This window comes from Flavobacterium sp. ASW18X (assembly GCF_005144745.1).
Classification (GTDB): domain Bacteria; phylum Bacteroidota; class Bacteroidia; order Flavobacteriales; family Flavobacteriaceae; genus Croceivirga.
In genome coordinates this window covers 453,845-471,214 of record NZ_SWKK01000008.1, presented here as the reverse complement: position 1 = coordinate 471,214, position 17,370 = coordinate 453,845, and the positions used below count along the sequence as shown (strand labels likewise).

At 35.8% G+C, this 17,370-nt stretch carries 18 protein-coding genes and 1 riboswitch; of the genes, 6 read left to right on the top strand and 12 right to left on the bottom strand.

Going from position 1 to position 17,370, the window contains the following annotated elements; all coding sequences use genetic code 11:
- Nucleotides 1-89: 89 nt before the first annotated feature.
- On the top strand, nucleotides 90-1,235 hold the full coding sequence (locus tag FBT53_RS07545; protein WP_136950554.1) for a PAS domain-containing sensor histidine kinase: 1,146 nt from the start codon (nucleotides 90-92) through the stop codon (nucleotides 1,233-1,235).
- A gap of 3 nt (nucleotides 1,236-1,238) precedes the next feature.
- The gene (locus FBT53_RS07540; RefSeq protein WP_136950553.1) at nucleotides 1,239-1,580 is read left to right on the top strand and encodes a hypothetical protein; all 342 of its coding nucleotides are present in this window, start codon (nucleotides 1,239-1,241) and stop codon (nucleotides 1,578-1,580) included.
- On the opposite strand, the gene FBT53_RS07535 is transcribed toward FBT53_RS07540, so the two are convergent.
- Nucleotides 1,577-1,969 (bottom strand): HIT family protein, encoded by a 393-nt coding sequence (locus tag FBT53_RS07535; RefSeq protein ID WP_136950552.1) that lies wholly within the window; start codon nucleotides 1,967-1,969, stop codon nucleotides 1,577-1,579. The genes FBT53_RS07540 and FBT53_RS07535 overlap by 4 nt on opposite strands.
- 72 nt (nucleotides 1,970-2,041) lie before the next feature.
- Complete coding sequence (gene greA / locus FBT53_RS07530) at nucleotides 2,042-2,518, bottom strand: transcription elongation factor GreA (RefSeq protein ID WP_136950551.1); 477 nt, start codon at nucleotides 2,516-2,518, stop codon at nucleotides 2,042-2,044.
- Between the two features lie 169 nt (nucleotides 2,519-2,687).
- Here greA and FBT53_RS07525 point away from each other — a divergent pair, with 169 nt between their 5' ends.
- Nucleotides 2,688-3,125: a hypothetical protein gene (locus FBT53_RS07525; RefSeq protein WP_136950550.1), complete on the top strand. Its 438-nt coding sequence runs from the start codon at nucleotides 2,688-2,690 to the stop codon at nucleotides 3,123-3,125.
- Here the strand turns inward: FBT53_RS07525 and FBT53_RS07520 are convergent.
- The 3 genes from FBT53_RS07520 to FBT53_RS16360 form a co-directional block, all read right to left on the bottom strand.
- A complete protein-coding gene (locus FBT53_RS07520) occupies nucleotides 3,122-4,117 on the bottom strand; it encodes a Gfo/Idh/MocA family protein (RefSeq protein WP_136950549.1) in 996 nt (331 codons plus the stop codon). The two genes, FBT53_RS07525 and FBT53_RS07520, sit on opposite strands and share 4 nt — an antisense overlap.
- A 117-nt stretch (nucleotides 4,118-4,234) precedes the next feature.
- Nucleotides 4,235-6,466 carry a TonB-dependent receptor gene (locus FBT53_RS07515; RefSeq protein ID WP_136950548.1) on the bottom strand — a complete coding sequence of 744 codons (2,232 nt, stop codon included), beginning with the start codon at nucleotides 6,464-6,466 and terminating at the stop codon, nucleotides 4,235-4,237.
- Between the two features lie 95 nt (nucleotides 6,467-6,561).
- A riboswitch (TPP riboswitch) is annotated at nucleotides 6,562-6,655 on the bottom strand.
- A gap of 295 nt (nucleotides 6,656-6,950) precedes the next feature.
- The gene (locus FBT53_RS16360; protein WP_255578244.1) at nucleotides 6,951-7,076 is read right to left on the bottom strand and encodes a hypothetical protein; all 126 of its coding nucleotides are present in this window, start codon (nucleotides 7,074-7,076) and stop codon (nucleotides 6,951-6,953) included.
- A gap of 153 nt (nucleotides 7,077-7,229) precedes the next feature.
- Between FBT53_RS16360 and FBT53_RS07510 the strand changes: the two genes are divergently transcribed.
- On the top strand, nucleotides 7,230-9,617 hold the full coding sequence (locus FBT53_RS07510; RefSeq protein ID WP_136950547.1) for a hybrid sensor histidine kinase/response regulator: 2,388 nt from the start codon (nucleotides 7,230-7,232) through the stop codon (nucleotides 9,615-9,617).
- Here the strand turns inward: FBT53_RS07510 and FBT53_RS07505 are convergent.
- Together FBT53_RS07505 and FBT53_RS07500 are read right to left on the bottom strand one after the other, a co-directional pair.
- Nucleotides 9,606-10,976 carry a sigma-54 dependent transcriptional regulator gene (locus tag FBT53_RS07505; RefSeq protein ID WP_136950546.1) on the bottom strand — a complete coding sequence of 457 codons (1,371 nt, stop codon included), beginning with the start codon at nucleotides 10,974-10,976 and terminating at the stop codon, nucleotides 9,606-9,608. The genes FBT53_RS07510 and FBT53_RS07505 overlap by 12 nt on opposite strands.
- 136 nt (nucleotides 10,977-11,112) lie before the next feature.
- Nucleotides 11,113-11,412, bottom strand: a complete 300-nt coding sequence (locus tag FBT53_RS07500; protein ID WP_136950545.1) for a hypothetical protein — start codon at nucleotides 11,410-11,412, stop codon at nucleotides 11,113-11,115.
- Between the two features lie 254 nt (nucleotides 11,413-11,666).
- On the opposite strand from FBT53_RS07500, the gene FBT53_RS07495 reads away from it, so the two are divergent.
- A complete protein-coding gene (locus FBT53_RS07495) occupies nucleotides 11,667-12,290 on the top strand; it encodes a hypothetical protein (RefSeq protein WP_136950544.1) in 624 nt (207 codons plus the stop codon).
- Nucleotides 12,291-12,317: 27 nt separating this feature from the next.
- Here FBT53_RS07495 and FBT53_RS07490 read toward each other — a convergent pair whose 3' ends face one another.
- From FBT53_RS07490 to FBT53_RS07470, 5 genes are read right to left on the bottom strand one after another with little or no spacing between them, the layout of a single operon-like run.
- Nucleotides 12,318-13,859, bottom strand: a complete 1,542-nt coding sequence (locus tag FBT53_RS07490; RefSeq protein ID WP_136950543.1) for a DUF4301 family protein — start codon at nucleotides 13,857-13,859, stop codon at nucleotides 12,318-12,320.
- Nucleotides 13,856-14,419, bottom strand: a complete 564-nt coding sequence (locus FBT53_RS07485; protein ID WP_136950542.1) for an AAA family ATPase — start codon at nucleotides 14,417-14,419, stop codon at nucleotides 13,856-13,858. The genes FBT53_RS07490 and FBT53_RS07485 overlap by 4 nt, the downstream gene beginning before the upstream one ends.
- On the bottom strand, nucleotides 14,380-15,012 hold the full coding sequence (pnuC, locus tag FBT53_RS07480) for a nicotinamide riboside transporter PnuC (RefSeq protein WP_169630334.1): 633 nt from the start codon (nucleotides 15,010-15,012) through the stop codon (nucleotides 14,380-14,382). Before pnuC ends, FBT53_RS07485 begins: the two co-directional genes overlap by 40 nt.
- Nucleotides 14,996-15,256: a YkoF family thiamine/hydroxymethylpyrimidine-binding protein gene (locus tag FBT53_RS07475; RefSeq protein WP_136950541.1), complete on the bottom strand. Its 261-nt coding sequence runs from the start codon at nucleotides 15,254-15,256 to the stop codon at nucleotides 14,996-14,998. The genes pnuC and FBT53_RS07475 overlap by 17 nt, the downstream gene beginning before the upstream one ends.
- Nucleotides 15,257-15,294: 38 nt before the next feature.
- Nucleotides 15,295-15,936, bottom strand: a complete 642-nt coding sequence (locus FBT53_RS07470) for a 4'-phosphopantetheinyl transferase superfamily protein (RefSeq protein ID WP_136950608.1) — start codon at nucleotides 15,934-15,936, stop codon at nucleotides 15,295-15,297.
- Between the two features lie 65 nt (nucleotides 15,937-16,001).
- Between FBT53_RS07470 and ahcY the strand changes: the two genes are divergently transcribed.
- The gene (gene ahcY / locus FBT53_RS07465; protein WP_010516405.1) at nucleotides 16,002-17,318 is read left to right on the top strand and encodes an adenosylhomocysteinase; all 1,317 of its coding nucleotides are present in this window, start codon (nucleotides 16,002-16,004) and stop codon (nucleotides 17,316-17,318) included.
- Nucleotides 17,319-17,370 lie beyond the last annotated feature (52 nt).

Sequence of the window (17,370 nt, the reverse complement as noted above, 5' to 3'; positions counted from 1 at the left end):
ATTTAGAGGCTAAATTTAAAATGCAACAAGCGGATGTTTTCAACAATTAATACATTTTGCTTTATCTTTAATCCCATACAACCTATGGAATGAAATTCAATCCTAGAAAACGTACTTCTAACCTAGTGCTACTCCTATCCGCTTTTATTTTTGTAGCGCTAATTCTTTGGAATACCAACAGCTTTTTTAAAAAGTTTAAAGAAGAAGAACGTTTGAAAATGGAAATTTGGGCCACCGCTCAATCAGAATTAATACAAAGCTCAGTAGATAAAGAATTAGGAGACCTTACGCTGAAAGTATTAGGCAACAATACCTCTACTCCTATGATTTTGGTTAATGAAGAAGGCTCCATAAAAACGCACAACATACCTGCAGAATTAGGGAAAGACTCTACTTATATTCAAAAAAAAATTGCCCAATTTAAAAGTGAAAATACTCCCATACAAATAATACAAGGAGGTGAATTGTTAGAAACACTGTATTACGGTAATTCTGAAGTGTTGAACAAACTAAAGTTTTATCCACTGGCATTGCTACTTATCATTTGCCTTTTTGCGACCGTCATTTTTTTCTTTTTTAAAACAAACAAAGCTTCTGAACAAAACAAACTTTGGGCAGGTATGGCTAAAGAAACGGCACACCAAATAGGAACACCATTAACCTCTTTATTGGGGTGGAATGAGCTATTAAAAACTGAAGCTATTAATCCGGAAATTACCAAAGAAATTGCTAAAGACATAGATCGCCTACAAACCATTACCGAACGTTTTTCTAAAATTGGCTCTATGCCAGAACTTAAACCACATGATATTGTAGAAGAAACCCGGAAAGCTTACGAGTATCTTAAAAAAAGGAGTTCTAGACTTATCCGTTTTTCCTTTGTAACAGAAATAGATGAATTATTGGTACCTTTAAATCCACCGCTATACAACTGGAGCATTGAAAATTTAGTTAAAAATGGCATAGATGCCATGCGTGGAAAAGGAGATATAGACTTGCACATTGCCTTAAAAGATAACTATGTTTCTATATCTATTACAGACACCGGACACGGAATACCAAAAAGTGAATTTAATGCAATTTTTAATCCTGGAGTAACCACAAAAAAAAGAGGTTGGGGATTGGGGCTTTCTCTAGTTAAAAGAATTGTAGAGGAATACCATAAGGGAAAAATTAAAGTATTAACATCTAGCAAAGAAGGTACAGTAATGCAGATTTTATTAAAAACAAAGTAGGCCATGGCAAAAGAAAAAAATATTGCAATTAAAGAAGTTGAGCTTACCAATAATTGCCCAGAATGTTACAACCAGTTACTAAAACTAACCTTTTACCAAAAACATACCTACAATGCTTTTTTTCATAGAATTACAACTCAAATTTCTCATGAGATTAAATGTAAAACTTGTTATTCTATGATTTACCCTGTAAACTGGACCGAAGATATAGAACGGGTTTTTGAGTATTACAATAAACTAGCTACTCCGGAAAAAAAGGCAACCAAACCAACTACACTTACATTTGTATTAATTGCCCTAGCGGTTGTTGCGGTAGGTGTAGGTACATATTTTTTAATTGCTTAAGCCATATTTGCACGTATGCTTGCTGCTATTGCTTCCAACTCCACTGCCTCTACTTTTTCTTTATGTTTAAAAGTGGCATTATGCATGCCTTGTAAGGGAATTAGATGCACGTGTACGTGAGGTACTTCTAAACCAATTACAGTCATCCCTACCCGCTTACAATCTATTGTTGCCTCTATAGCTTTACCTACCTTTCTAGAAAACGCCATTAACCCCATATACGTTTCTTCGTCTAAATCTAATAACTTATCTACCTCTTTTTTAGGTACACAGAGCGTATGCCCCTTTGCATTGGGGTTAATGTCTAGAAACGCAAAAAACTGTTCGTCTTCCGCTATTTTGTAGCAGGGTATTTCGCCATTAATAATTCTTGTAAAAATGCTCGCCATAGTTATGTTTTTACCAAAAAAAATCCTGTCTTTAGTAGACAGGATTAAAGATATTCATTAAAACGAAATAACCTAGTCTCTGGTTATTTCTAATATTTCAAATTGTAAAGTTCCGTTAGGCACCTTTATTTCTGCTACATCGCCCACAGATTTACCTAATAACCCTTTACCAATAGGCGAGGTCACGGATATTTTACCCGTTTTAAGGTTAGCTTCGCTTTCTGCAACTAAGGTATATTTCATTTCCATACCATTGGCTTGGTTCTTTAATTTTACAGTAGAAAGCACCAATACTTTAGAGGTGTCTAGTTGAGACTCATCTATAATTCTTGCATTGGCAACGGTTTCCTCCAACTTGGCAATTTTCATTTCTAAAAGGCCTTGAGCTTCTTTGGCAGCGTCATACTCTGCATTTTCTGATAAATCGCCTTTATCTCTTGCTTCTGCAATAGCTTGGGATGCTTTGGGTCTTTCTACATCTCTAAGTTGGTCTAACTCTTCCTTCAACTTCTTTAATCCCTCTGGAGTATAATATGAAACTTTTGACATATATCTTATATTTTAAGCAAAAACACGCAGGAGAAAAATTGTCTTTTCCCTACGTTTCGCTTTATTTATTAATTGAAAAATCCTCTGCACAACCACCATTTCGTGATTTTTAGAGAGGATTAACGCAAATATACATAATTTTTGACCACTTTTACGGCAAATTTTTAGGATGAGATATTTCTTTTTACTGATTGTCACCCTTTTGCTTTTTGGATGCGATAAAAACACTACAAACAGAAATCCCTTTTTACAAGAGGTGGGCTTCCGGTTTGAACTTAACCTTAATTTACCCCTCTACAGTAATCTAAACAGTGTTGGCAATCCCATTTATGTGGGAAATAATGGTGTAGGCACCCGCGGTGCTTTTGTGATGCGCACTGGGCCAGACACTTTTTTTGCGTTTGAAGCCAGTTGCCCTAATCATGCTCCTAATGAGTGTTCTACTATGACTTTAGATGGGTCAAATGTGGTTTGTAGTTGTGATGACTATGAATACAGTTTATTTTCTGGGTCCATGCTAAACAGACCTGATGATGGTCAGCGCTATTATGACCTTTTGTTCTACAACACAACTGTGGCTGGCAGTTCTGTAATAATTTCTAACTAAATAGCTCCTAAAATCTTATCCATAACCCAACTGGTATGCAATGCCGTTTTCCCTGTAGATGGATGCTCTAAAATTCCAAGCAAGTGTTGCTGTATATTATGCACATGAAATTCTTGTACATGCTTAGGGTGAGGAATAAACAAACTTTCTTCTTGTGTTGCTGTTTTTAGTATTACCGGTTCTTCTCCTAGGACAGAAAATCTAATTTCTCCATTTTCACCCAGAATCACCACCTCATCTTTTGGCTCATGCGTAGCAAAATTCCAAGTGCCTGTACCCAAAACTCCATTAGCGTGTTCCCAAACACCAGAAATTGCATCTTTAGCGGTATATAACCCTTGTTGATTTATAGCGATACCTTTAGCTAAAATGATATCACCTAATAGAAAACAAAATAAATCTAGGCCGTGACTCGCTAAATCGTCAAAATAGCCTGCTGGCGCAATATTGGCATCTGTACGCCAATTATAGTGTTTGTTTTTATCTAAAAAACTTGCATTTCTAGTCTTTAACCAATGAATGTGTCTTGGTCTACCAATTGCGCCACTATCTAACCATTCTTTCACCTTTAAAAAACGGGGTAAAGACCTACGGTAATACGCTACAAAAAGCGGAATATTTTTCTTTTCAAAAACCTCATAAATTTCTAAACCCTCCTTATAAGATGGTGCTAAGGGTTTTTCTATACAACAGGGCTTGCCAACTTCGGCTACTTTTAGCGCATATTTTTTATGTAAATGCGGTGGTGTAGCAATATAAATTGCATCAATTTCCGATGAATTGATTAAATCTTCTGCTTTTGTTGTAAAAGCTGGCACCTGATGCCTCTTAGCATAATCTGCCACTTTTTCTGCATCTCTACGCATTACCATCCGTAGTTCAAAGTGTGACGTAAATTGATAAGGAGGTCCGCTTTTAACTTCTGTAACCGCGCCACAACCCACTATGCCCCAACGTATTGGCTTGTGTGTAAAAAACTCAGATGCTTGCATTATAGTAGAAGTATTTTAGACTATATTAAGCAGAAACACCCTTCACAAATCGAAACAATTGGGGGAACTACACCAAATAGTTTACATCATCTCGGTGCTCAGGGTGTGGGTGCAAAGTTAAAAATTAACCAATGCGCCCAACAAGAAATTTATTCCAGCCTGCGGATAATACCCGGCACCTTCTATAGTTGTTATAACTCCTTCAGTACTCCAATCGTCATCGTACGTATAAAAATACCCATTAGAAACTATGTGTTGATCAAATACGTTGTTCACTAAACCAGACAAGACCACACTCTTAAAAAAACCATTAGTTGGGATGCTGTATTGTATGTTAAAATCTGTTTGAGAATAACTAGCCAATTTAGAACGCATAGCATCTATATTCCCCATATACTGTTCACCTACTAATTTGGTTAAAAAAGAAAACTGCAAATTCTCTACAGGTTTAAATCCAATTACGTTTCCTACCACCAATCCAGGAGAATAGGCAATTTTAGTATTTCCTAAATCTGTCAATTCTCCGTCTCTAGTAAAGAAAAAATCTAAATTTCTATTATCACTTAATGCTATATTACCTTGCCATGTAAACCAGTCTCTTTGGTATGCTGCATCAATCTCTAATCCTAATCTGTAGCTATCTCCTACATTAGCACGTACAGGTGCCCCAACATCATTTAATTCCCCGGTTAGAACCAGCTGGTTTTGGTAGCGCATGTAGTAAACATTAGTGTTTACTTGAAAAGATGGACTTACATAACGCCAACCTAATTCAAAATCATTGAGTTTTTCTGGCTTTGGAGTACCGTTTTCGTAATCGTTACGATTAGGCTCTCTACTTGCTCTTGCGTAAGAAAAATAGAAATTATTGTTTCTATTTAAATCGAAAGTAATACCCGCCTTAGGATTAAAAAAGTTGAAATCATCATCTACCAATCCCGTATCTTCTCCGTTGGCAGTATAACTAACAGACCTATATTGAGCATCTCCAAACAGGCTCCAATGCTCATCTAACTTGTAATTAGCTTTTACATAACTATTAAAATCTGTTTTACGCGATTGATCAAAATAGTAGTTGTCTCTTATTTCGCTATCCGTGGCGTACCTTGCCCAAATAATTTCTCCAAAATGGTCGCCATCATATGCATTCCAACCACCACCTATAATCAAGTCTAAATCATCATTTACATAATTAGCAGAAAAAACTGTTCCATAAAAATCGTTATCTAACCATCTTCTTCTAATTACATCTGTTGTATTCACCTCTTCTCCATTCACCTCTAAAGGTGTAAAACCGTAGGTAGCAAAATCATCGTCCTCTTTAAATTGTTCAAAATAACCTCTACCTTTAGTAAAGTGAACTGCTATGTTGGTATTCCAGTTTGCACTCCATTTTTGATTCCAATGTAATTGAAAATGATCTTGTTTGTAGTTATCCTCTTCTTTATCATAAAACTGAATATTACCTGCGTCATCAAAATAAACTCCAGCAACGTTATATGTTGGATTCTCTTTTATATCCGGATTTGCCCCTAATGCAGCCACATATTCTGGTTCAAAACCATACCATGCTTGATAGGTAACCTCGTGCCCACCAAAAAGTAGTGCTTTAATGAGTGTATTATCATCTTTAAAAGAACCTTGTAAAAAATAAGAATCTAAATCAGATGATGCTCTATCTATATACCCATCAGAAGTAATTCTAGAAAGTCGGCCAGAGAATTCAAAATGGTCGCTAAGTAAACCTGTCCCAAATTTTACATTGTTTCGCAAGGTATTGTAACTGCCAATAGAACTCCCTATTTGCGCAAATGCTTCTTCTGAAATAGCATCTGTTAACAAATTTAAACTAGCTCCAAAAGCAGCTGCTCCATTTGTAGATGTCCCCACACCTCTTTGCAACTGTAAACTTTCTGTGGAGGATGCAAAATCTGGCATATTTACCCAAAAAGTACCTTGAGATTCAGCATCGTTGTACGGAATACCATTTATGGTTACGTTAACACGGGTAGCATCAGAACCTCTTACCCTAATCCCAGTATAACCAACCCCTGCACCAGCGTCTGATGTAGTAACCACAGAAGGTAAAAAGTTCATTAAAATGGGAATATCTTGTCCTAAATTTCTTGGAGCTATTTCTTCCTTATCTAAATCTGAAAATGTAACGGGTGTGGCTTTAGTTACTCTTACTGCTTGCACTAAAACCTCATCTAGTACCACTTTGGTTCCTTGAGTAGTATCCGGAGCTTGATTTTGTGCTACAACTAGTTGTAATCCAAAAAATAATATCCCAAAAACGCTTTGTTTTAAAGCTATGCTACAGCACCTTTTCACTAATGAATAATTCATTCTGATTCGTAATTTAAATACGAATAAAAGGGGTTATTATTCTGTTTTTGCTAATTTTTGCTTTGCTTCTAGTTTTACTAGATGCTTTTTACCATGAACGCTAACCGCGTAATTCCTTGGCAGCATTACCCGCCCAGGTTCAATGGGTATAATCTCAGCCACTTAAAAGCAGCACCCCTTTGAGATGGCGGCAAATGTAATACCTAAAATATAAAATACAAAAAAGGCCGTCCTGGGGACAGCCTTAAAAGGATCAATCTAACAAACTATTTTGATTCGGGGTACAAGGATAACATGGAAAATTATCTTTGTTTGTAATTGACCTTAGACAACGCATGGTTAGTGTAATATAGCATTATCTTAAGTGTTTATAATGGCAGCTTTTTAAGAAAAGGACCGTAAGGTGAGAACCGTACGGCCCTTCCAACCAAATCAACCAACCAATGATCCGCTAGCCTAGTGGCTAAAACGGAATGTGAATAACTTATCTATGAACTTCTGCAGAAACAATTTTTGCCTCAACCCTAATTGTCTTTTCTTCATTTAAATAATGAGATGCTATTGCCAATGCTGTTAAAAATGCTACTCCGTAAATTATAGACTTTAACACGTCTCTTATTTTTTGTTTCTATAAGTAAGACACCCCTTTTTTAAATGGGTCACATTTTTAAGAAAAAAAATTTACTTGTTTGGGTTAACAATTAACTTTTTATTGGTGCTCAAAATTTTGAAACCTCAATAAATTTGGGCATTTAGCACAGGTTTGGAAAAACGTAAAATTTTTATTGTAAAGATTGTCTTAAGCTATATAGTATTAGCATCTTTAGCCATTTTAGCTGGATGGTTTTTCTATTTGGAGTTAGAAAATATACTGCCTAAAACGCAAAAAATTAATCCAAAGGAGGAACGCCTTTTAAAAATAAGTACGCTTACTAATGACATTTATGCTGCGGAAAATCTATCTAAACTAGCTCTGCAACGCAATACAAAAAAGGATTTTGCAGCCTATGCCGTAAAAGTAGACAGCATTCTTTTTTTGATAGACACTCTTAAAATGAGCAGTGAGAGCAGCAAACATATTTCGCTGTTAGATAGTTTAGCCATATTACTACAGCAGAAAGTAGCCAATAACGACCAGCTTAGACGATTAGCAACAAAGAACTACGCAGAAAAGTCTTTAGACAGTCTCATCTTAAAAATAAAAACATTAGAGGCTACCGTGGGCACTATAACCCCGAGAGCTTTAGTGCCCAATTTTGACCAACTACCAGAAGCAACACAAAAAAGTGTGATTGCCTATGCGGAACTACTAAATGAAAATGCCAAACGAGAAGAGGGTGCAGAAAATGAACGTAAGATGGTAGATAGCATCTTAATTGCTACTCAAGATTTACTACTAGATACACGTAAAAAACACTTGCGCCAGAATCAACAAATAGCGAACAAAGAATATCAAATATTGCGTGCTGATATAGAAATATCGCAAAAACTGCGAGACTTAGTGAGCACTTTGGAACAAGAAGTTTTAGCCATTACTGCAAATGCAAACCTAGAACAATCCATCGCCCTAAAAAAAAGCACTAAAAATATTAAGTGGTTAGGCATCCTCGCTTTTATTATCATTCTATTATCCATCTATTTTATCACTAGAGATTTTAGAAGAGTACAACGACTAAGCACACAATTAGAAGCTGCAAATACGTACACCAAGGAATTACTGCAGAGCAGGGAGCAGCTTATTAAAACTGTAATTCATGATATGCGTAGCCCTTTAGGAGTTATAAAAGGATATGCAGATTTACTGCCAACGGCAAACCGAAAAGAAGACACCGTAAAATACATAAGCAACATACAGGTAGCTGCAAACCATGTAAATAAATTAGCGAATGATTTATTAGACTTTTCTAAGTTAGAAGCTGGCAAATTACTTATAGAACCCACAAATTTTATCCCAGCTCAACTGATAGAGGAGATTGCAACAAGCCTAAAGCCAGCAAATACCGCTGTGGCATTACAATTAGACATAGCAGCAACATTACAGCAAACCTTTAAAACAGATCCATTTAGATTACGCCAAATACTCACTAATTTAATTTCTAACGCATTTAAATTTACCCAAAATGGTTATGTAAAAATTAATGCCGACCTACAAAAGGATGCCCAGTTAAAGATAACCATTGCAGATACAGGCAGCGGAATACCTAAGTTGATACAGCAAACCATTTTTAAAGAATTTACGCAAGCAGAAACGAATGTAAAGAAAGAAGGTTATGGTTTGGGACTTACCATAGCGCAGAAACTTACACACCTTTTAGGCGGGAAAATATCTTTTACAAGTGAAGAAAACAAAGGAACTACATTTTATGTAGAAGTACCTGTAGAACATATTGATACTAATTCCCGTTCCAAATCTACAGATTACAGCTCCAAAAAAGTAGTATTAATTGATGATGATACGAGTCTTTTAGCCTTACTATCTACCTTTTTAGAACAGTTAAACATTCCCCACAAGACCTTTACCAAGCTTTCTGATGTTCCAAAAACGATAGGTTTTGAATATGATATTGTATTTACTGATATGCAAATGCCAACTAACACGGGTTTTGAGGTTTTACACGCATTTAAACAGCAAATGCCGCATTATAAAGGGCAGCCAATTATAGCAATGACTGGAAATAGAACTTTAAATGCACACCGCTGTATAAAGGCAGGTTTTGCTCACCTATTGTACAAGCCTTTTTCTAAAGGAGAGCTGCAATCTGCATTAATGAACCACTTAAAAATAGCATCTACAGTAGACACGGTTAAAAACACCACAAAACAAACGTTTTACTATTTAAATACTGAACCATTAACAGGCTTTTTAGACCCTGCACAGTTAGATGAAAAATTAAGAGAAAATTTAAGAATCTTTTATCAAGAAACGTTAAAAAATTATAGCCTAATAGAGCATGCATTGGCAAGTAAAAATCAGGTTGTCATTAAAGAAATTGCTCACAAAATGCTACCTATGTTTAGGTTGTTGCAGATAAGCGAAGTAATCCCCCACTTAGAACAATTAGAAGCAGAAGCAAAAACAAGATCAAAAGAGCATTTCACCAAAGCCTTAGAAAATGTTTTGAATGAATTAAAAGCTTATTTAAACTTCTAGTTTGTATTGCGCAATTTTATTGTACAAGGTTTTACGGGTAACTTGCAGTAGTTTCGCGGCCTTTGTTTTATTATATTTTGTTTGCTCTAGTGCCTTTAAAATTCTTTTTTTCTCTAATTCTTCCTTGTTTAAAATTAAAGATTCGTCTATGGCGCCAGAAGTTTGTGTTTCTTTTAAACCAGCTTCCTTAATATAGGGCGGCAATAGATTAACCGTAATTTCATTTTCTTGGCAAAGCAATACCATTCTTTTCACTAGATTTTGCAATTCTCTCAAATTACCTGGCCAGGCGTATTGTGTTAGTTTTTGTAGTGTATCGGCAGAAAACCCGATAATGTTCTTATCTAACTCAACGTTCGCTTTATTTAAGAAATAATCTAAAAATAATGGTAAATCTGTCCTTCTTTCTTTTAGGGCAGGGACATTTATAGTAAACTCATTTAAACGGTGGTATAAATCTTCTCTAAACTTACCCTGTGCAACAGCCTGCTCCAAATCTTCATTGGTAGCAGTTACTAGCCTAATATCCACAGAAATTTCTTTGGTACTTCCTACTTTTTTAATCTTACGTTCTTGTAGTGCACGCAACAACTGAATTTGATTTTCATAAGAAAGATTGCCTACCTCATCTAAAAAAAGTGTTCCACCAGAACTTGCTTCAAAACAGCCAATTTTATCCTCTACAGCTCCTGTAAAACTACCTTTTACATGCCCAAAAAATTCACTAGCAGCCAATTCTTTGGGTATTGCGCCACAATCTACCGCAATAAAATTGCCGTTACATCTTCTACTATTTTCATGTATTGCCCTTGCTGTAACTTCTTTTCCTGTGCCACTAGCTCCATTAATGAAAACGGACATGTTGGTGGGTGCCACCAATTTAATATGCTCATTAAGTTTTTCTGCAGCTTCACTTATTCCAACTACTCTTGTAGTGCTTTTTGCATTCTCAATTTTAATCTTAGGTACTACAGATTTTTGTTTGTTTGTAGCAGTATTATTATTCGCTATTAATTTATTGATAATGTTCAGTAAAGCATCTGGAGCAAATGGTTTTGCAATATAATCTGCCGCTCCCTTCTTCATTGCATCCACCGCGCTACCTACTTCTGCATAGCCCGTCATTACCACTACATGACAATTGGGTTGTTTAGATTTTACAATTTCTAATAAATCTATGCCAGAGCCGTTGGGTAGTCTTAAATCTGTCAATAAAACAGTAAAAGGGGTATTTTCTAATTTTTGTAGCGCATCTTCTAAACCAAAGGAATGTAAAACAGAAAATTTTTGTCGTTCTAAAAATCCTTTGAGCATGTTGCAAAAAGCAACGTCATCATCTACTACTAAAATATTTGGCATATGAGATGGGGTTACTATACAAAGATAGTATTGCCTAAGTCTGCAAAGCCATTAAAAAATCTTAAAAGTGAATACAAATGCATAAAAAAAGACCGCAATTGCGGTCTTTTTAGCGTAATAAACTTAAGCGGATATATTACATATCTAGCCAGTTACCTTCTGCATCTGCGTATAAGGTTTGCTCAGAACCGTCTGCAGCAGTGATTTCTAGTTTAAATTCTTGATTCTCGTTCATGTATGCTTTGTTGATGGTAGCACCAGCAAAATCAGTTTCAACTGCATCAGATACAGCAGCAGGCAGGTCAGACACTGCTATTTCTTTAAATTCTTCTGCGATTACCTCGCTCATGATTCCGTCGTGTAAAGTAGCTGTAGAAGCTGTTACTGCTGATAAACTTCCGATTGCTAATGCTGTGGCAAAAAATAACTTTTTCATTTTGTCTGTGTTTTAATGTTAAACTTTGTTCTAGGTATAGAGGAAAAATAATACCAGAATTAGTGTACCAAAGCAAAAAAAGCATAGGTTATTGATTATCAATGTTATATGCTAATTTTAAATTCTAGTATAGTGTATAAACCACTGTATCCCAATACACAAAGTGTGTAAAAAGGAAACAACAATATGTATACTTTATAAGATTTTGTCACATTCTTTTTTGGCCAACGTCTTTTAAAAAAACCATTTTTAATATGCTCAGGCTTATCCTTCTATTTGTATTGTACATCTCAACTCAAATAAGTTTTGCCAAAGAAGTTGCAGTTACCATTCAATTTAAGAACAAAACAGATATTGCATTTCAAAAAGGATTTCTAATAATTGAAGAAACCCAGCAAAAAATAGCATTTACAAATACGGCCACAAGACAAGTTCTATTACCACAAAAAGGCAGATACAAATTAGATTTTGTAAGTAAGGGCTTTTTTGCATCTATAAATGCTCCCAAACTCCTAAAAAACAAATCTATTACAACAATAACTCTTTTAGATTCTAATAGTAGTATTCCGTTTGTTACAAATACTTACGGCCATGAACTAACACCAACTGTAATAGAAGAGCAGCTGGCTAAAGGCACTTTAAATTTTATTATCCATACCATATTACCCACAGATAATAAAAGGCAGGCTGCATTTAAAAAAAACGTTGGTATTGGTTTTATATTTAAAAACTGTGCAATTGACCCAATAAGCTTTGCCAATGCGCAAAAACATAATGCTGCTTTAGCTAACTATTTATTGGATAAATATGGTAATGATTGGCTTAAAGCATTACCTGTTACTCCTACAGGTATTAGTATAAAAAAGGACGGATTATAAATCCGTCCTTTTGTTACTGGTAATTTTTTATTGTACTTGATGTGTAGGTTTCAATAAGTCGTTTACCGTTTTTACTGGGTTAAAAGTTACCAACGGTACTTCTACAAATATAGTGTTCCAAAATGCCATAGCACCATTCCAAAGACCTGGTAATTCTAATGCTTTTAGCTCCTTACCCTCTTTGGTCTTACCTGTTATAAAGCCCTGTTTTGTATCTACATATTCTAACAGATTATACTTTTCGCCTTTAAAATTTTTAACTCCACAAACCAAATCTACTGGATTAAAATGCGTACTGTTTTGTAAAATGCTCATTTGAGCACTGTCCTTACTATTAATTTGAGCTGATTCTATAATTTGAAGCGAAACGTTGCCCTCTGTATCTTTAATGAAAAATGGACCACCACCGGGTTCACCCTCGTTTTTTACCATTCCACATACACGGATAGGCCTATTTATCTTTTGTTTAAGTTGAGTAATTTTCGCCTCTGGAGATAACTGTTTAAAATCTGACGAAAAACGCACATTTAACTTGTCTTGTAAAAAAGTAGTTATTTCTTCCAATTTGTCTTCTGCAACCTTATCATTCTCTAATTCCGAGGCATACACAAAAGCCTGCTCTTGAATTTTCAATAACAATCCCGCTAGCATTTTTTTACTTTCTGCTACTGCGGTAAGGTTAGATTCTACCACTACATTATCTATATTTTTTATGAATATGATATCTGCCTCTTGATCATTTAAATTTTCTATTAGTGCTCCATGACCTCCAGGTCTAAAAAGAATGCTCCCATCTGCATTACGAAAGGGAGTATCATCCATGTTTACAGCTATGGTATCTGTAGCCGGCTTTTGATTGGAATATGTAATAGAAAAATTAGTCTCGGTTGCCTTGTTTATTTCGGGTGCAGATTTCGCCTCTTCTTTTGTAAACATTTCTTGATGCTGCGGAGAAATGGTAAAATGTAAATTTGCCATACCTTCACTAGTAGCATACAAAGCAGCTTCTTTTAAATGCTCTTTAAAAGGCGTTGCACTCCCATCTTTATACAAGTGAAACGGTAACAACCCTTTAGGATAAAAACCATAATTGAGTCCTTCCTCTGCCAACATTTCTTTAGCAAAAAGATGTACTTTCTCATCTTCTGAGTTATAAGCACCTTCAATTTTTTGCATGAGTTCCATATAAAAAGGAAAGTTAGGCATACCGTCTCTAAATTTTTTTACCGCCTTATCTCCAGTTTTATCTATATAGGCATCTAGACTTCCTTGCTTTGGATTGTAAGCATCTACAAAATTAAAAATGGCCTTGAACATTCTAGAAGCGGCTCCAGAAGCAGGTACAAACTTTAATAAGTGTAGTTGGTTCTTTTTTGAATCAAATAACGCAGTAAGTTCTTTTTCTTCTTGTTCTGATAGTTTTACAATACCATCGCCTACCACTGCGGCTTTATCCAAAGTCACAAACGGAATACCTTCTTTAAATGTGGCTATTTGTTGTTGTACTTTTTCTTCTGAAATGCCTTTTTTACTTAGTTGATTTTGGTCTTCGGTAGATAGTTTTATCATGCTGACAGTAGTTTATTGATGATGTTTATAGCTGTTTGTAATCGTTCTTCACGACTACCTTTTAAAATAACAAAATTCTTATCATACTTCTTTAAGGTTTTGTGGAAATAAGCAAACATTTCTTCTCTTTGAGTCGGTTTGTCCCTTAAATCATCCTTTTCCCACGGTACATCTATATAGGTAAGCAAATACAACTGATAATTATTTTCTAGCGCATACTTTTCTAGCAATGGATCACAATACCCTAGATAATACGCTTCTGAATACACTTTAGTTTCTAATAAATCGGTATCGCAAATCAATATATTTTTTGCTGTTTTAGAAAGTTGATTCTCTAGTTGCATTTGACCAGCAGCTATGGGCAGCAAGTCTTCTGGCTCACAGACTTTTTGCTCTTTATCCCATTTGTTTTGTAAATATTCACGGGCGTATTCTGGAACCCATTTGGTATTATAATGCGCAGCAAGTCCTTTGGATAAGGTTGTTTTACCAGTAGACTCTGGCCCAAAAAGCACAACTTTTAGGAGGTTGCTGGGCTGTTGTTTAAGCTGTTCTTCCATTGTTTGTATCCTTGAATGGCCAATAGGGTAAATATAAAATATTGCAATGCAAACATTCCCCATCCTCTATAGGCATATAAAGGTACCGTAATTAAATCGCCCACAATCCACAACGTCCAGTTTTCTAACTTTTTTGTTGCCATATACCACATAGCTGTAAAAAAGATACCAGAGGTAATAATATCTATATAATTAGGTATCTCTAACGCCTTACCAAACCACTGGTAAACACTATACGTAATAAACATGGTTAATAAAAAGAAGATAAAACCAATACCTTTTTCTCTAGTGTTGGTTCTAGAAATAACTACAACTTGCTGTTTTTCTTTAGTCCTAGACCAGTTCCACCAACCATAAATACTCATAATGGAGTAGTAGAAATTCATCATCATGTCTCCAAACAAACGGTCTACATAAAATAGATAGAACGTAATCACTGTTGCCACCAACCCAGTTGGGTACACCATAATATCTTCTCTCTTGGCATAGATTACAGAAGCAATACCAAAGAAAAAGGCGGTAGCTTCTAGTAAAATTAAAGACCAACTTCTTCCTTGATATGCGGAAAGGAAAAAATCAAAAATTTGGTTCATAAGAGCTTCGGTCAGACTTTACTATTTTCATATAAAGCAAACCATGTTCCATCAATTCCAAGGCTTCTTTAATCTCTTCTGTTAACAAGGCCATGACCTTATCATACTCCCCATAAACATGGGTACTTAATGCGTTTTCTTGCACGGTAAGACCAGAGTCACGGAGTTTTTTGATAAAACTGATGATTATAGGTTCAAAATCGTCTTGTAAAGGCGACAAGGTTAGCTCTACAGAAATTTTCATGGTTTTTGTTTAGGCCCATAAAGCTACTGTTAAAAGCCTCAACTACCAAGATTACGCTGAGCATAAACACAAGTAAACCCTTCAAACTCTAAAAAATCTATTTCGTAAACCGATTTTTTATCGCCATAAACTATTTGTGCAGTTGTTTTTCCAGTATCCATGGTAAAGTCTTGTACATCTATATGCTTTAAAAAACTAAGACCCGGCTGGGCATAAATTTTGTATAGAGATTCCTTGGCACCCCAGACAATGGTTAGTTTACGAATAATGGCTTCGGCATTGGCCAACGTATGGTACTCTTCTATAGGGGTAAATTTATGTGCAATTTTTATAATCTTATCGCGCTGCTTTTCTATATCTATACCTACCTCATGCGAATCACTTAGTATTATTGCAGTAAAATTGTAGGAGTGGGTTATACTAATATGCTTTCCATCTTTTAAATGGGGTTTTCCATTTTCATCGTAATACAAATCACTATCTGCATAACCTTCCAAAGCCATCAAATGTCTAATGCTTAGAAAGGCCCTTCGGTGGCTTTCAGATTTCATCCCATCCATGCGGTTCTGGCAATGTGGGGTTAGCAATACATCTTTGGCCAATACTGCTTCGGGTTCTTCTACCTTCCAAAGCAACACTTTAGTGGTAGGCGATACTGTTATGGTTTTATAAACGGGCACTTGTAAAAGATAAGTAATTTGTACCTTTGCGGCTAAAATTGCTATCAAAATAAATTAAAAATAGTATGAGTACAAAAACAATTGCATACGTTCCTTTTAAGGTGAAGGATATTGCCCTTGCCGATTGGGGTAGAAAAGAGATAGAATTAGCAGAAGCAGAGATGCCCGGTTTAATGGCTTTAAGGGAAGAATATAAAGAAGAACAACCTTTGAAAGGTGCCCGTATTGCTGGTTGTTTGCACATGACCATACAAACAGCTGTACTTATAGAAACTTTAGTAGCGCTTGGAGCAGATGTTACTTGGAGTTCTTGTAATATATTCTCTACCCAAGACCACGCTGCTGCTGCCATAGCCGCTGCAGGTATTCCGGTTTATGCCTGGAAGGGTATGAACGAAGAGGAGTTTGATTGGTGTATTGAACAAACCTTATTCTTTGGAGAGGATAGACAGCCCTTAAATATGATTTTAGATGATGGTGGTGACCTTACCAACATGGTTTTGGATAAATACCCAGAACTAGCTGCAGGTGTAAAGGGTTTATCAGAAGAAACCACTACAGGAGTACACCGTTTGTACGAGCGTGTAAAAAACGGAACTTTACCTATGCCCGCTATAAACGTAAACGATTCTGTTACCAAGTCTAAGTTTGATAATAAATACGGATGTAAAGAAAGTGCAGTGGATGCTATCCGTAGAGCAACAGATACCATGTTGGCCGGTAAACGCGTAACCGTTTGTGGTTATGGTGATGTAGGTAAAGGTACCGCTGCTTCTTTCCGTGGTGCAGGAGCTATTGTTACCGTAACAGAGATAGATCCTATTTGTGCGCTACAAGCATGCATGGATGGTTATGAAGTAAAAAAATTAGAAACCGTTGTTGGTAATTCTGATATCGTTATTACCACTACAGGTAACAAGGACATTGTACGTGGGGAACATTTTGAGGCCATGAAAGACAAGGCTATTGTATGTAACATTGGCCACTTTGACAATGAAATAGACATGGCATGGTTAAATGAAAACTTTGGCAGCACCAAGGACGAAATTAAACCACAAGTAGATAAATACACCGTTAACGGTAAAGACATTATTGTTTTAGCAGAAGGTAGATTGGTAAACCTTGGATGTGCTACAGGACACCCAAGTTTTGTAATGAGTAATAGTTTTACTAACCAAACTTTAGCGCAAATAGAGCTTTGGAAAAATAGCGAAAACTACAATAATGAGGTTTATATGTTGCCAAAACATTTAGATGAGAAAGTTGCAGAACTACACTTATCTAGATTGGGCGCAGAGTTAACTACTTTAAAAGAAGACCAAGCGGCTTACATTGGTGTAACCGTAGAAGGTCCTTTTAAGCCAGAATATTACAGGTATTAATTTTTACCTTTGTTAATCTTTTATAAACCCTTGCAGAAGCAGGGGTTTGTTT

What these genes read in the sequence shown, in the direction of transcription:
- FBT53_RS07545 (WP_136950554.1), top strand. Translation starts at nt 90, where the DNA reads ATGAAATTCAATCCTAGAAAACGTACTTCTAACCTAGTGCTACTCCTA.
- FBT53_RS07540 (WP_136950553.1), top strand. Translation starts at nt 1,239, where the DNA reads ATGGCAAAAGAAAAAAATATTGCAATTAAAGAAGTTGAGCTTACCAAT.
- FBT53_RS07535 (WP_136950552.1), bottom strand. Translation starts at nt 1,969, where the DNA reads ATGGCGAGCATTTTTACAAGAATTATTAATGGCGAAATACCCTGCTAC.
- greA (WP_136950551.1), bottom strand. Translation starts at nt 2,518, where the DNA reads ATGTCAAAAGTTTCATATTATACTCCAGAGGGATTAAAGAAGTTGAAG.
- FBT53_RS07525 (WP_136950550.1), top strand. Translation starts at nt 2,688, where the DNA reads ATGAGATATTTCTTTTTACTGATTGTCACCCTTTTGCTTTTTGGATGC.
- FBT53_RS07520 (WP_136950549.1), bottom strand. Translation starts at nt 4,117, where the DNA reads ATGCAAGCATCTGAGTTTTTTACACACAAGCCAATACGTTGGGGCATA.
- FBT53_RS07515 (WP_136950548.1), bottom strand. Translation starts at nt 6,466, where the DNA reads ATGAATTATTCATTAGTGAAAAGGTGCTGTAGCATAGCTTTAAAACAA.
- FBT53_RS07505 (WP_136950546.1), bottom strand. Translation starts at nt 10,976, where the DNA reads ATGCCAAATATTTTAGTAGTAGATGATGACGTTGCTTTTTGCAACATG.
- FBT53_RS07500 (WP_136950545.1), bottom strand. Translation starts at nt 11,412, where the DNA reads ATGAAAAAGTTATTTTTTGCCACAGCATTAGCAATCGGAAGTTTATCA.
- FBT53_RS07495 (WP_136950544.1), top strand. Translation starts at nt 11,667, where the DNA reads ATGCTCAGGCTTATCCTTCTATTTGTATTGTACATCTCAACTCAAATA.
- FBT53_RS07490 (WP_136950543.1), bottom strand. Translation starts at nt 13,859, where the DNA reads ATGATAAAACTATCTACCGAAGACCAAAATCAACTAAGTAAAAAAGGC.
- FBT53_RS07485 (WP_136950542.1), bottom strand. Translation starts at nt 14,419, where the DNA reads ATGGAAGAACAGCTTAAACAACAGCCCAGCAACCTCCTAAAAGTTGTG.
- pnuC (WP_169630334.1), bottom strand. Translation starts at nt 15,012, where the DNA reads ATGAACCAAATTTTTGATTTTTTCCTTTCCGCATATCAAGGAAGAAGT.
- FBT53_RS07475 (WP_136950541.1), bottom strand. Translation starts at nt 15,256, where the DNA reads ATGAAAATTTCTGTAGAGCTAACCTTGTCGCCTTTACAAGACGATTTT.
- ahcY (WP_010516405.1), top strand. Translation starts at nt 16,002, where the DNA reads ATGAGTACAAAAACAATTGCATACGTTCCTTTTAAGGTGAAGGATATT.